The sequence below is a fragment of the Paraburkholderia sp. RL18-101-BIB-B genome, assembly GCF_046026985.1.
GTDB lineage: Bacteria > Pseudomonadota > Gammaproteobacteria > Burkholderiales > Burkholderiaceae > Paraburkholderia.
In genome coordinates this window covers 135607-149401 of sequence record NZ_JARESV010000004.1, presented here as the reverse complement: position 1 = coordinate 149401, position 13795 = coordinate 135607, and the positions used below count along the sequence as shown (strand labels likewise).

The window sequence follows — 13795 nt, the reverse complement described above, 5'->3', positions numbered from 1 at the left end:
CTATACGGCATCGTACATCGATCCTCGACTCGCGAGGCTCCCGGGGGGCGGCGGTGGCCAATCAGAGAACACCCAGCACCGACTTCGGCTCCAGAAACGCTTCCAGACCGAACGTACCGTATTCACGCCCAATCCCGGATTGCTTGAAGCCGCCGAACGGCGCAGCCGGCTCATGCGCCAGTGTGTTGACAAGGACGCGTCCCGCATCGATCCGCGACGCGACCTCATGCGCGCGTTGCCTGTCCCGCGACAACACATAGGCCTGCAAGCCGTAGCTGGTATCGTTAGCGATCGCGATTGCCTCTTCGGTGTCGCGATAGCCGATGATCGACAGCACCGGGCCGAAAATCTCCTCACGCGCAATCGTCATGTCGTTCGTGACATCGCTGAAAACGGTCGGGCGCACGAACCAACCTGCGTTCACGCCATCCGGCCGTCCCTGGCCGCCCGCGATCAGGCGCGCGCCTTCCTCTATGCCGATGCCGATATAACGCTGCACGCGTTCCCACTGCTTCTGGCTGACCATCGGGCCGACCGTCGTTTGCGGATCGCGCGGGTCGCCTGACTGGCTGCGCGCGACCTCTTCCTGCACGCGCGTTTCGAACTCCGCGAGCCGTTGTCGCGGCACCAGAATGCGAGTGCCCGCGATGCACGCCTGACCGCTATTCATGAAGCCGGCCTGAATGGCGAGCGGCACCGCTTCGTCGAAGTCCGCGTCGTCGAGCACGATCACGGGCGACTTGCCGCCGAGTTCGAGCGTCACGCGCTTGAACGTGTCGGACGCCGTGCGCAGAATCGTTTTGCCGACCGCCGTGGAACCGGTGAACGACAGCTTCGCGACATCGGGATGCGAACTGATCTCCGCGCCTACGATGTCGCCGCGCCCCGTCACGATGTTGAACACGCCCGCGGGCAGGCCCGCTTCGTGCAGCGCCTCGGTCACGATGCGCGTCTGGATCGCGCTCATCTCGCTCGGCTTGATAACGGCCGTGCAGCCCGCAGCGAGAGCGGCGGCGAGCTTGCCGCAGATGAAGCCCGCATCGCTATTCCACGGCGTGATCAGACCCGCGACGCCCAACGGTTGCATCACGACCTCCGCGCTGCCCGCGCGGCGCGTGAATGCATAGTCCTGCAAGACCTTCGCCGCTTCGAGCAGGACGCTGCTCGCATGCTGCGCCATCCAGCGGCCACGCGACACCGGCGCGCCATATTCTTCGGTGATCGCTTCGTAAAGCTCGTCTTCTTTTGCCACGACGGCTTCATGCATGCGCTTTAGCATGTCGATGCGTTCACGCGGGCTGGTGCGCGAAAAGGCGGGAAACGCGCGTTTCGCGGCGGCGATGGCGTCGCGTGCGTCCTGCGCGTCGGCGAGGCGCACCTGGCCGATCACCTGCTCCGTCGCCGGATTGAAGAGATCGAACATTTCGCTGCCGTGCGGCGTGACGAACGCGCCGTCGATATAAATCTTGTCGATGATTTGCATGCTTGCTCCAAAGAAGGCTTCGAACGAATCACGATAGACCGCCGGCATTGCGTTGAATAGCCGTACAATCAAGCACGTCACGTTGAGCGATTTGGGACAATGAAAACTTCGGGTTTGGGTGAGCTGGAGGCCATTCTGGCCGTCGCGCGCCATCGCAGCTTTCGGGCGGCGGCGACCGAGCTCGGCGTGTCGACCTCCGCGCTCAGTCACTCGGTTGCGGCGCTCGAAGCGCGTATCGGCGTACGGCTCTTCAATCGCACGACGCGCAGCGTGTCGCTGTCGGAAGCGGGCGCGCAATTCGTCGACAGCGTGGCGCCCGCGCTCTCGACGATCCGCGTTGCGATCGAACAGGCCGGCAGCTTTCGCGACACGTTGTCGGGCACGCTGCGCATCAATGCGTCGGTGGGCGCGGCGAGGCAAGCCATGCCGCTGTTCATCGCGTTTCTGGCGCGCTATCCCGACATGAAACTCGATCTCGTGACCGAGGGCAGGCTGATCGACATCGTCGTCGAAGGTTTCGATGCGGGTATCCGTCTGGCCGAAACGGTGCCGCAGGACATGATCGCGGTGCCGTTCGGCGCTAAGCAACGCTTCGCCGTCGTTGGCAGTCCCGTTTATTTCGCGCAGCACAAAGCGCCGCGCGTGCCCGCCGATCTGCTCGCGCACCGCTGCATCCGCACGCGCATGCCGAGCGGCGCGATCTACCATTGGGAATTCGAGCGCCGCGGCGAGACGGTGCGTATCGACGGAAAAGGCGCGCTGACGCTCGACGAACCGGGTCTGATGCTGGAAGCGGCGCGCGCCGGCCTCGGCGTGACCTATCTGACCGAATGGAATGTCGCCGCGGATCTGCAGGCGGGCACGCTGGTGCGCGTGCTGGAAGACTGGACTCCGCCGCTGGACGGCCTGTGTTTGTACTATCCCGGCCGTCGTCACGTGCCTGCCGGGTTACGGGCGCTGATCGATATGATCCGCGAGCACGCCGATGTACAGCGCGAAGAGGCGCGGACCAAGCGCAGGCCGCGTGGCGCACGGTAAATCTCATCGAGTTCGGCCGTCATCGCCGTTCTGCGTGAATACGTCGAAAAGTGCCTGACCTTGGCACATGCGCCGTTAAACGCGCGCACAGATGACCACGCCATACGTAATTTTTTCCTCCTCGGGCAGGGCGGCGTGTTTCCTCAGTCGAATTAACCCGATCCTCAATGTTTACGTAATAATCGCCATACGCGGGTTTCGATTCATCAACCATCAAAAATGCGTAGGTCATGGCTTTCAGCGAACCAAGGTCTCCATTTTTTAAGTGGGTCGTCTCTTCCTCTCAGGATCTGAGCGCGGACAATCGGCAGATATTGCTTGCCAATCTGTTCACGCGGACCGCGTCGATCGTATTCGCGTCGATTTGCGAAATCAGCGTCTGCGCCACCGCTTATTACCTTTATCCCAAGGCCCTTTACGCGAGTTGGGGCTGCGCCGTTATTGCATTGCTGATCGCGCGGCTCGCGTTAATCTGGTTGTGCTGCTCGCGCAGCGCCAACGGTCAGCCGACACCGACCTCCGCGTTTCTGTTCGCAAGCCTGCTCTGGAGCGCGCTGTTCGGGTACGGCACCTTGCTGTGCAACATTAGCGGAGACCAAACACTCTTCCTGCTCGGCAACGTCTGCGCAGTGGGCGTGATCGGCGGACTGGCCGGACGTAATGCGGGCACGCCGCGGCTCGTACTGCTGCAAATCACCTTCATTCTTGGGCTGTTGGCTCTCGGCGCGGCACTGTCTCCCGGCTCCGGCAAACTCGTGTTGCTTTTTCAGGCGCCGTTCTGCGCTGCCGGCTTCTTTACGGTTGCGCTGCGCAGCAATCGCGACACAGTCGCGTTGCTTCTGGCGCGGGAAAACAGCCACCGGCTCGCGCATCACGACAGCCTCACCGGTTTGCCCAATCGCGCGCGAATCAGTGAACTGCTGCTCGAGCGCACGGAGATGGGCGCGCTACGCAACGATAAATCGTTCGCTGTTCTACTGATCGACCTGGACGGTTTCAAGGCCATCAATGACAGCCTGGGCCATGCCGCCGGAGATCAGATTCTTCAGGAAGCGGCAATCCGCTTGCGTGAGGTGTTGCCGAGCGGCGATCTCGTCGGACGTCTGGCCGGCGACGAGTTCGTGGCGCTTTCCGATGGTACGGGGCAGGCGCGCGACGTCCGCAATCTGGCGGACCGCATCGTGAAGACGCTGGCGCGCCCATTCGCGCTGCGCGAGGCGCTGGTGCATATCGGCGCGAGCGTGGGCGTCTCGCTCTATCCCGAACACGCGAGGACCGGCCCGCAACTGCTGATTTGTGCCGATCGCGCCTTGTATGCCGTGAAACGCAGCGGCAAAAGCGCATACGCTATTTTCGACGCTGCGAAACACGCGTCGGATGAAAGCCTGAGCCTTCTGCGCAGCGACCTCGAAGGCGCGCTGCACTCGTTCAGCGGTTTGCGCATGGAGTACCAGCCCATCATCGATCTCAGCAGCGGTGCGGTGTCCGGCCGCGAGGCGCTGATGCGCTGGACCCATCCCACGCGCGGCGAGCTTTCCCCTTCCGCCTTCATTCCTACCGCCGAACGAACGGGCCTCATTCTGTTGTTGGGCGAATGGGCTTTACTGCAATCGTGCCAGGAGGCGGTGACCTGGCGAGACAGGGTGACCGTCGCCGTGAATGTATCGCCGGTGCAATTGCGGGAGGAGTCGTTTGCGTCGGTCGTTGCGGGAATTCTTCGCAAGACGAAGCTTCCGCCGCAGCGCCTGAATATCGAGGTCACCGAAACGGTGCTGCTGAACGACGATGTCGTGACCCGGCGCAACGTCGGGAGGCTGCGCGCGTTGGGCATCGGTCTCGCGCTCGACGATTTCGGCACCGGCTTCTCGACGATGTCGACGCTCGTGCGCTTTTCGTTCGACAAGCTCAAGATCGATAGTTCGTTCGTCAAGGAGTCCGTGCATCGTCGGGAATCGGCGGCAGTGGTGCGTGGCATCGTGGCGTTGGCGCGGGAAATCGGCATGCCGACTACGGCGGAAGGCATCGAGACGCAAGAGCAACTGGATTTCGTGCGCGTATGCGGATGCACGCATGCTCAAGGCTTTCTGCTCGGCAAGCCAGTGCAGGGGCACGAGATTGCGCGCATCGAAGAAAAGGTTGCCGCGCATTCCGCGGATAAGGACTGAGCGTTCATCAATGCCGACACCGAGGCGAATATGGAACCTGCGTTGCAATTCCAGCTACGGATCACCGTCTCGCCCGAATTTGCCGACATGTTACGTGCTGACCCGACGTGTGCTTCGCATAGCGTGCTTCGCGATGTTCTGCGCAGGCACGACGCAACGTTGAAATGCCAGTTCGATGCCTTCGCCGACTACGTGAGCGAAGCAGAACGGCAGGGTACGGAAAACTATCCGCTTTATCAATGGACTCGCGAGACGATCGAAAACCCGGAGAAGAAGGCGAAGTACCTGCAATCGTTTACCGTTTATGTGAATGGCGACGAGGTCTACGGCAAAGACGTCGCCGATAACATGGAGAACGAACTATTGCAGTTGGTCCGTGAAGACGGAATACAACGCGTCTCCAGATTCGATACCAATCCGGCGAATAATCCGCAACCGCCCAAACGATAGCCGTCACGCTTACTAAACGTAAAGTTCGTCGCGTCTCTGCGCGGCGTCAGCTAATCGTCATTTCGGTTTTACATTTGACGACAAGGCGTCGAGATCGTGAGACGATGCAAACTCACTTTTTCTCGAGGAGAGCGACATGGGACTCTTGGACGAAGCAGGAAAGATTGCGGGGGCGATCGCCGCCGTTGAAGCGGCAGAAAAAGTGGATCCGGAAGCGGGCTTGCTGACGAAAGGCATCGCCGCTATCGCCGGTTTTGAAGGCGCCGGCAAGCTGGAATCAATGATGGAAAAGAAAGACGACGACAAGCAGGACGTCGCCGACAACACCCAGCCCACGGACGACACGAATCCGCAGACGTGAGTGGTGGTTCGCCGCCGGTCGCATGATCCATGATGGAATACATGCGCCGGCAACGCTTCGGCGCGCTTGCCGTCGCTGGTGATTGCCTCAGCGCGGGGCGGTATTCAACGCGAAACTCGCATGTTCAAATGCGAAATGGCAAGCGGCGCCATCGGAGTCGACGTCCGCGCGTGTCTGCAGCACGCCGGTTACGTCGATGCGGTCCCCGGTTTTGTACACCGAGGTCCGCTTGTCGTTCACCATCAGATCATCGCGGGTCGTCGCCACGCCGATGCACTTCGGATTGGACGGCTCCTTGAACACGATCACATACTTGCCCGGCTTTCCGACAAACCCGTCGGAATGCGTGACGCGCGTGACGATACCGGTCACGACCAGCCGGCGCTCGTCCCATTTCTTCTTCGCGTTATTTTCATTCTGCTTCCAGTCGACGGCCATCTCGGTCATCGTGGTCCGCTGTGCGGCCGTCAATCCGCGGAAATCGCCGCTCAGGACGTCGCCAGTGGTGTCGAGGAAATCCGAGGTCGAGGACATCGCGCCGTCCATTGACGTGCAACCGCCCAGCAGTGCCGTGATCAATAACGTTGCCGCCGTGTATTTCTTTTTCGTATTCATGGCAATATGACTCAGTCCGAAGCGCAGCTAGGGGCGCGCGAATCCCCGCCGCCTGCTGTTAATGCCGGCGGTCTGGTTGTGAAATTGAAGTGTGTTTAAAGGCGGAAAGCCTGGAATCTGCCCTTAGTTTGGTTTTTGGTCGCCAAAAGTTATAAAAATCAATTATTTGAACGTGCGCGAAGTTCACCGCACACGCCTTTCGGTATTTATTTCTAGCTGCGCCACATATCGAAATGCATATTAAAAAATGACTTCTGAATGACTGATTTTATGAGATGCGTTTGGTCTTTTTCAAATGATATATATCGGTCTACCAAGCTGTCAATCATCTGATTTGCAATGCAGATGTGGGAGCACGAAACTGTCCGCACCGGGCGGTTTCATCCGAGTGTCATAGTCTGGCGACTACGATGGCTGGTCGTCCCCGTTGCGCGCCGGTCTTCAGCGCACTCGCGGTTCACGCAGAACGCGGTGCGTCCGTCCTATGCGTCGGCGTCCTTCCACCCCCGTACAACAACACCAGACATGTCGAACAGAAAAATCGCTAAGGCTTCGCCGACCGATCAAGGCGCTTCCATCGTCTCGCGTCGTGGGTTCCTGAAGTTTGCCGGTGCGTCCAGTCTCGCTACGGCGGCGGGCACGCTTTCATCGGCGGCGCGCGCGGCGAACAGCGCACCCGACGGTACACCGGAGCAAGTCCACCTGACTTGGGGCAACGATCCGACCCACGAGGTCACGGTGTCGTGGGCGTCGCTTGCGCCGGCAGTGAGCCCGCAGGTGCGCGTCAGCGGCGCGCGCGAGGGGAAACATACGGTGCATGGCGTTCAAAGCACCTATACGGACGGCCTCAACGGCGAGGTCGTGTTCACGTATCACGCGCGTCTGCGAGATCTGAAACCCGATACGAGTTACGAATACGAGGTGACCGCCGAGAACGACAGCAACGCGGCTCAGCCCTTCACCGCGAACTTCCGTACTGCGCCGCGTGGACGCGCGCCGTTTCGCTGGACAAGTTATGGCGATCTCGCGACGCCGAATACCGGCTGGGTTCTGTCGTCGCCGCAAAGCCGCTTCGCGGTGCAGGCGGTCGAGCGCTTTCAGCCGCTGTTCCACCTGCTCAATGGCGACCTGTGTTACGCCAATCTGAATCCGACGCACCAGCCTGATGTGTGGCGCGACTTCGGCAACAACTGCCAGACGTCCGCGTCGAACCGGCCGTGGATGCCGTGTCCTGGCAATCACGAGCTCGAGTTCCATAACGGCGAACAAGGCCTCGCCTCGTATCTCGCGCGCTATACGCTGCCGGATAATCACACGCGCTTTCAGGGCCGCTGGTACAGCTTTCGCGTGAGTTCCGTGCTGTTCATTTCGCTCGATGCGGACGACGTCGTGTATCAGGACGCGGCCGCGTTCGTTGCCGGCCCGGATCCGCTGGTGCCGGTGGCCAGCACCGGCAATCCGCCTATACAACCCGGTACGTCGCTCTATGTGCGCGGCTACAGCGCCGGCGAGCAGACGCGTTGGCTGGAGAAGACATTGCACCGTGCCTCCGAAGACGACGAGGTCGACTGGATCATCGTTCAGATGCATCAGGACGCGCTGAGTTCGTCGAAGACGGGCAACGGTTCCGATAAAGGCATCCGCGAGGCCTGGTTGCCGCTGTTCGATCGCTACGGCGTGGACCTGGTGCTGTGCGGCCACGATCACGACTACGAGCGCAGTTATCCCGTGCGCGGCTGCAACCACAACAAGGGCACCGACATCGCGACGGGCCGGCCGGTGGATACATTGCAGCCGAAACCGGTGATGTCGGCGGTGTCGTCGGGCGCATCCACGTTCGATACGAGCCACGGCACGATTCACCTGATTCTCGGCGGCGGCGGCACGAGCGCGCCGCTGGATGTCTATGGCTTGGATGCCGGCACGGGACTGCCGCAGGCGCGTATTTTCACGCGCCCTAATCGGCCGGTAGCCGGCACGACAGCCGGGACTTTCGTGCGCGCGAACGCGGACGCGGTGGAAGATGCGATCTGGTCGGCGCAACGCGATACCGGCACCGGTTATGGCATCGCGGTGTTCGATCATGATCCGGGGCATCCGGGCGGCGAGACCACGGTCACGATGAACTACTATCACGCGCCCGGCGCGGATCAAACGCCGACGCAGAACTACGAATTGTTCGAGACCATCGAGTTGAAAAAGAAGCGTCGCGGATAAGGTTCGAATTAGCGGTTGGCGGGCTGCCGGTCTACGGCGGCTCGCCAGTAGTGTCGGTATGATCGTCAATATGATTAGCTATCCGTAGGATATGCAAAAGCAACCGGCCGTATTCTCGTCCTGTTTGGCTTGAGGCTGTAAAAACCTCTGCTCTCAACCCTTCGATCATTTTGTTACACGTCTTACCGATGTGAAGTGACGTGGTTACAAAGGCCTTTCAAAAGCGCGGTTATACTCGGCGCCGTCAACAACAATGAAAGAGCTTGTTATGTCGAAGAGAATCCTCAAGATTGTTGCCGTTGCAGCGCTCACGGCTTCGGCGTCCTTGTCGGCAATGGCTGGCGATATGAACAACGCGCTTGGCGGCGCGCTCGGCGGTGTCGCCGGCGCTGCGCTGGGCGGCGCGGTCGGCGGCAGCACGGGCGCCGTACTCGGCGGGGCAGTGGGCGGCGGCGCCGGCGGCGCGGTCACGTCGAATCGCAAGGAACGCACGGGCGCCATTATCGGCGGCGCGCTAGGCGGCGGCGCGGGCACGGCGGCTGGCAATGCGATGGGCGGTCGTGGCGGCGGTCTCGTCGGCGCTGCATTGGGCGGCGGCGCGGGCTCGGCGCTCGGCGGCAACATCTCGCGCTCCAACTCGTACGCCGACGACTATTCCCGCGGCAACCGGTCGGGCAAGCGTCATCACAAGCATCGGCATTACGACTGAGCGGAAGAGCGAGAGGGCGACCTGGTTCATAGCACAGGTACTTGCCCACGCGCCAATTGCGCCGGGCAATACGTGACCGACACGCTGCATTGACTTTGCCTCGTCGATGGTTATCGTAAACGGTCCTCGCAGTCGCATGCCAACACGCGCTGCGAGGGTACTTTACGATTTCCTCCATCCTCAGGAGACGAAGAAAGATGCCACGAGTGTATTGCGCAGGACCGCTCTTCAACGCGGCCGAACGGGCCGAAATGGAGTCAATTGCAGCCACGCTGGAGGCTGCGGGTTTGACGACATTTCTTCCGCATCGCGACGGTCTCGAGTTCGCGAAGCTCAAACCGGAACTCGAGAAGCTCGGCGCGTCGGTTGAAGAAGCCGCGCACATGCTCGACCGCGCGATCTTCCGCCTGGATACCTATCAACTGCTCAGGCGTTGCGATGCGGTGGTCGCCAATCTCAACGGCCGCGTTGCCGATGAAGGCACGGTTGTCGAGGCGTCGCTTGCGTGGCATGCGGGCAAGCCGCTTGTTCTCTTCAAGGCTGACGCACGCTCCATGCTCAGTGGCTCCGACAATCCGATGCTCACGGGCTTAGGCGATTTCGACGTGGTCGATCAACTGTCGGCGTTGCCGCAGGCCATTCAGAAAGCCGTCGCGCGCGATCGGAGTCACGGCGTGGAGCAGACGTTGGAGAGCGGTGCGGAGATCGCGTCGCTTCGCGAGGGTGGTGGCGAGTTGACTGCGCTTGCGAAGACGCTGTACAGCACTTTCAAGAAGCCATAAGGCATGATGCCTGCGGGGCAGGCGCTCTATTTGGAAGATTGCGAAAGTGGGGCGGAGTCCGCGCTTGCATCGGCTCGTACCGTTTGCAGCATGGGGGTAAAAGCGCCCATGAGCTTCCCTTGGTCTTTCAGCTTCGTGAGAATTTCGATCGTCCTGTTGCGGAAATCGCGCTGCTCGTCCGGTGTGGCGCTCAATTTACTCAGCAGAAAATACGCCTCCGCCAATGTCGACTGGGTCATCGCATTGTCTGGATCACGCTTCGCGATAGGCTCGATGGCATCCGTGGCCTTGCGCGCTTCAGAAGCGCCGTCGGCGGCGTTTTTCTGCGCCATGAGCGTGCTTGCACGGATGATGTGGAACTCCGCGAGAGTTTGCCGCAAACTCGCGTTCGACGGATCGTCGCGAGCGAGCACGTCGACAATGTCGATGCTCTTCTGCGACTCGGCCAAAGCGCCAGGCAGGTCATTCTGGACTAGGAGCGCCGCGCTCAGCAACGAGTGACCCGTGGCGAGATCGGACTGCCACGACTTGTTGCCAGGCGCGCTTTGCGCGAGCGGGGTGAGCAATTCAATACCGCGCCGCGCCTCGTTTGCCGCCTGTGCTGCGTCTTTTTGCGCGAGTAATTGCATGGCAATGCTCACGTGCGCGAGGGCCACGCTTTCCTGCAAATAGCGGTGGTCAGGTTCACGGCGGGAGAGCGACTCGCCGAGCGTCAGCGCCTGGCGCAGCTCAGCTAACGCCGCGTCGTTGTCACCGCGCGCAATGAGCGCGTCCGCATGACGCAAATGCGCGGACAGAATCTCTTTCTGCCCATCGACGTTGTTCGGGTCCTTCTGCGACTGCGCTTGGGCGATATTCAGCGCCGTCTGATACTCCGCCAGCGCGCCCTCATAGTCTCCCTTCGATTCCAACGCGATGCCCAGCCTTTGATGAGCGGAAAATCGCGCCTCGGCTACGGTCATGATTCTGGGCGAAGAATTGTGCGGTTTAGCCGGATCAGCCAGACCGCGTCGATCGAGTGCGTCGGCCACCGTCACTGCCTGGCGATACGAAACCAATGCACCGGTCAAGTCACCTTGTTCGAGAAGGCTGTCGCCGATGCGCGAGCGCGCCAGTGCGAAATCGAGCTGGAGATCGACATCGTCGGGCTTGTTACGAGCAAGCGTTTCGATGATCGCCATGCTTTGCCGAAACTCCGCCAGAGAGTCCGCGATCTTTCCCGCCGATTGAAGAACAGCGCCAATCGAGTCATGCGTGACGGCAAGATCGCGTTGCCACTCCTGGTTGCGCGGATCCTGTTGAACCAGCTTCTGCAATATGGCAAGCGCCTGTCTGAAGTGCGCAAGCGCGCTATCGAGGTCGCCTTGCTTCTGGATCTCGACGCCCATCCGGTCATGCGCTACCGCAAGGTCGCTTAGCAGAGCAGCGTTGTCGGGCGACGCTGCCCGCTTTCGTTCGAGCAACGCACGCGCCTGATCGAATGTCGTCAGCGCCTGTTGTGTCTGGCCGAGCCGGTCCTGCAGGTCGCCGATGAAAATCAGCGTGTCCGGATCGTCCGGTTCGTATCCGGCGGCGCGCTGGTAAGCCTTGAGCGCGCCCTCGGTGTCGGTAAAGAACGCCAATGCGCCTTGCTGCCGGGCCAGTTCCGCGGCCTTATGCTTGTCGGCCGCGGCCGAATTTGCGTTTTGCTCCGCCTGTCTGGCGACGTTGGCTTCCTGATCATGCAATAGCGCAACCGACGGAGCCGAATCGCCTGCTTGCAAGGCCGCCAGTGCGTGGTTGGCCGCCGGCGCGGTGGTGGGTGCTTGCGTCATCGCCTGGATGGACGCCACGGCTTTCTTCAATTCGTTGAGCAGCCGCGCTTCTTCGCGCATTCGCGACTTCAACTCCGACAGCACGGCGGCGTCGGCCGAACTGACGTTGATCGTGTTGCCGTTGCCAATGACATTGGTCGCGATGCCGCCGCCAGAGGCTGAAGCCGACTGGCGCTCATTCGACGTGCGCGTTGCTGTTTGTGCCGATGCTGATTCTGTAGCGGCGGCCGCGACGGCAAGCACGATCGTGGCGATCAGCACAGACAGGTGGCTCGACCGGTTCATTTTCTGATCACCACCACATTGCTCGAGCCCGACACGTTGGTAGCGGCGTCACCATTCGCGGTCGCGCTCTGATTGACCGGTTGCGGCGGGGGTGGCGCCGGCGGCGCCGCGGTGGCGGACGGAACGGGGTGAGCTTCTGGGGGGGCCGGTTGATGAAGGATACCCAACGTCGTGAGCACGCCGATCAGCGCGACAATGCCGGCACCGACGAACTGCAGCACCGTGCGGTTGTCCTTTTGTTTGAGCCAGCCCCACAAGCCGTATCGCGCCGGCGCCTTGTCCGCCGCACTTTCCCGCGCTTTTGGCCGAACGCGCACGCCCATGGCGGCCTCCTTGTGTCGATGCCGATTCCTCCGCTTTAGTTAAGACGATCCGCGACCGCCAGAAAGAAAAAAGGTCGCGAATCGCAGTGCAATTCATCACACGAAAGTGGCGGTGATACCCCCACTTGACGGTGCATCCGCCAAGTGGGAGTATCGCCGCCCGATGCGCTTGTATTGCTGATTCGCGGAATGCCCCGTGCGTGGCAACGCAGCTGCTGAACGCCACGAGTGCGCGTGCTATGCACGACACGCGCCGACGCATACGACAACAAAAGAGAATGGCGCAAAGGCCGCCTTTAGAACGCAATACAAGGACCGAACCTCAATGTAGATTTTCGACGGAGGTCACTCATGCTGTTTCATGCTTCCATCCCGGCTCGCAATCCGGAAAACGTCGCACGTGTCATCGCCGAACTGTGGGGCGGATTTCACGCACCATTCCCTTCCTTTCCCGATTCGTGGATGGCGATAGCTGGCGACGACCGTGGCTCGATCATCGAGACCTATCCCAACGATCGCGTGCTCAGCCCCGACGGCGAACAGGTTTCGTCTGTGCCAGGCTCGAGCACTGCTCCGCGATACAGCGCATTTCACATTGCCATTGCGAGCAAACTGTCCCCCGAGGAAGTCTTCGCAATCGGCGAGCGAGAAGGCTGGCGCGCGGTGCGCTGCACGCGCGGGCGCAACTTTTTCGATGTGATCGAATTGTGGATCGAAAACGTTCTGCTGATCGAAGTGTTGACGGAAGAGATGCAGAAGCAGTATCTCGCCTTTGCCACGCCCGCAAACTTCCGCGCACTTGCGGCGGCAGCGGCAGCGACTCAAGCATGAATCGATGAGCGGCGTCGCGCGTCTCTATCTCATCATCAATCGCGTCTGCGCGCCGCTCTTTCTACACCCGGCGCAAATGCCGAACAGAACCAACTGACGTGCCGTCACCGCGAAGTCGAGGCTGTTCGCGACAGACTGCTGTCGCGCCTCGATTTCCGCATCGAAGAACTCATAGATTCGACCGCAGACCGTGCAGACGAGATGATCGTGCCGGGTTCCGTCATTCAGTTCGTAGACCATGCGGCTTTCGCCAAAGGCCACGCCCGACAATAAATCCGCATCCACGAGTTGACCGAGCACACGATAGACCGTGGCGAGGCTCATGTTGCGCATGTCTTCATTGAGAAGCTTATAGACCTGTTCAGCGCTGAAGTGGTCACGAGCGTGCTCATGAAAAAACTCCAGCACCAGGACTCGTGGGAACGTGGGCCGCAGACGGGCTTGCTCCAGAATTCTATGAATTTTCATGGGCGTCGTGGCATTCGAGAAGCGGCGACCGACCTGTTGGATTCAAGGTCGCCGCGATGAAGAAGTCGGTGGGAATGACGTCGCGCTATTTCGGCAAGACGAACCGCGAGTGGCCGAACTATGTAAGCCGGCTCCTTAAGAGAACCTTAAGCGCCAGTTTCGGGAAGCATTGGACAGTCGCAAACCGATGAACTCAAACGGCCTGTTTTTGGCTAAATTACGTATTCCTTTCGCTCGGCGTTGCCGTCAAAATC

The 13795-nt window shown here is 60.8% G+C and carries 14 protein-coding genes; 9 read left to right on the top strand and 5 right to left on the bottom strand.

Features of this window, described 5'->3' with window-relative positions:
- Positions 1-61 precede the first annotated feature (61 nt).
- Entirely contained in the window at positions 62-1483 is a 1422-nt protein-coding gene (locus P0D73_RS08995; RefSeq protein ID WP_408430956.1) for an aldehyde dehydrogenase family protein, read from the bottom strand.
- Between the two features lie 99 nt (positions 1484-1582).
- Between P0D73_RS08995 and P0D73_RS08990 the strand changes: the two genes are divergently transcribed.
- The 4 genes from P0D73_RS08990 to P0D73_RS08975 all read left to right on the top strand — a co-directional run bounded on the left by P0D73_RS08990 (position 1583) and on the right by P0D73_RS08975 (position 5497).
- The gene (locus P0D73_RS08990) at positions 1583-2521 is read left to right on the top strand and encodes a LysR family transcriptional regulator (protein ID WP_408177326.1); all 939 of its coding nucleotides are present in this window, start codon (positions 1583-1585) and stop codon (positions 2519-2521) included.
- Positions 2522-2751: 230 nt separating this feature from the next.
- Positions 2752-4686, top strand: a complete 1935-nt coding sequence (locus tag P0D73_RS08985) for a putative bifunctional diguanylate cyclase/phosphodiesterase (RefSeq protein ID WP_408430953.1) — start codon at positions 2752-2754, stop codon at positions 4684-4686.
- 30 nt (positions 4687-4716) lie between these two features.
- Positions 4717-5136: a hypothetical protein gene (locus tag P0D73_RS08980; protein WP_408177324.1), complete on the top strand. Its 420-nt coding sequence runs from the start codon at positions 4717-4719 to the stop codon at positions 5134-5136.
- A 136-nt stretch (positions 5137-5272) separates the two neighbouring features.
- Positions 5273-5497 (top strand): hypothetical protein, encoded by a 225-nt coding sequence (locus P0D73_RS08975; RefSeq protein WP_132378974.1) that lies wholly within the window; start codon positions 5273-5275, stop codon positions 5495-5497.
- Positions 5498-5584: 87 nt separating this feature from the next.
- Here P0D73_RS08975 and P0D73_RS08970 read toward each other — a convergent pair whose 3' ends face one another.
- Positions 5585-6112 carry a hypothetical protein gene (locus tag P0D73_RS08970; RefSeq protein ID WP_408177322.1) on the bottom strand — a complete coding sequence of 176 codons (528 nt, stop codon included), beginning with the start codon at positions 6110-6112 and terminating at the stop codon, positions 5585-5587.
- Between the two features lie 525 nt (positions 6113-6637).
- Between P0D73_RS08970 and P0D73_RS08965 the strand changes: the two genes are divergently transcribed.
- The 4 genes from P0D73_RS08965 (at position 6638) to P0D73_RS08950 (ending at position 9820) form a co-directional block, all read left to right on the top strand.
- Positions 6638-8329, top strand: coding sequence for a purple acid phosphatase family protein (locus P0D73_RS08965; protein WP_408314364.1), 1692 nt, complete (start codon positions 6638-6640; stop codon positions 8327-8329).
- The gene (locus P0D73_RS08960) at positions 8287-8391 is read left to right on the top strand and encodes a hypothetical protein (RefSeq protein WP_408291784.1); all 105 of its coding nucleotides are present in this window, start codon (positions 8287-8289) and stop codon (positions 8389-8391) included. Before P0D73_RS08965 ends, P0D73_RS08960 begins: the two co-directional genes overlap by 43 nt.
- A 206-nt stretch (positions 8392-8597) precedes the next feature.
- Entirely contained in the window at positions 8598-9038 is a 441-nt protein-coding gene (locus P0D73_RS08955; RefSeq protein ID WP_408291765.1) for a hypothetical protein, read from the top strand.
- A 197-nt stretch (positions 9039-9235) separates the two neighbouring features.
- The gene (locus tag P0D73_RS08950) at positions 9236-9820 is read left to right on the top strand and encodes a nucleoside 2-deoxyribosyltransferase (protein ID WP_408291763.1); all 585 of its coding nucleotides are present in this window, start codon (positions 9236-9238) and stop codon (positions 9818-9820) included.
- A 26-nt stretch (positions 9821-9846) separates the two neighbouring features.
- On the opposite strand, the gene P0D73_RS08945 is transcribed toward P0D73_RS08950, so the two are convergent.
- Positions 9847-11919, bottom strand: a complete 2073-nt coding sequence (locus tag P0D73_RS08945) for a tetratricopeptide repeat protein (RefSeq protein ID WP_408430950.1) — start codon at positions 11917-11919, stop codon at positions 9847-9849.
- Positions 11916-12242 carry a hypothetical protein gene (locus tag P0D73_RS08940; protein WP_408177317.1) on the bottom strand — a complete coding sequence of 109 codons (327 nt, stop codon included), beginning with the start codon at positions 12240-12242 and terminating at the stop codon, positions 11916-11918. The genes P0D73_RS08945 and P0D73_RS08940 overlap by 4 nt, the downstream gene beginning before the upstream one ends.
- Before the next feature lie 351 nt (positions 12243-12593).
- Here P0D73_RS08940 and P0D73_RS08935 point away from each other — a divergent pair, with 351 nt between their 5' ends.
- Positions 12594-13073 (top strand): hypothetical protein, encoded by a 480-nt coding sequence (locus P0D73_RS08935; RefSeq protein ID WP_408291757.1) that lies wholly within the window; start codon positions 12594-12596, stop codon positions 13071-13073.
- A 24-nt stretch (positions 13074-13097) separates the two neighbouring features.
- Here the strand turns inward: P0D73_RS08935 and P0D73_RS08930 are convergent, their stop codons facing one another.
- Positions 13098-13541, bottom strand: coding sequence for a Fur family transcriptional regulator (locus P0D73_RS08930; protein ID WP_408177315.1), 444 nt, complete (start codon positions 13539-13541; stop codon positions 13098-13100).
- Positions 13542-13795 lie beyond the last annotated feature (254 nt).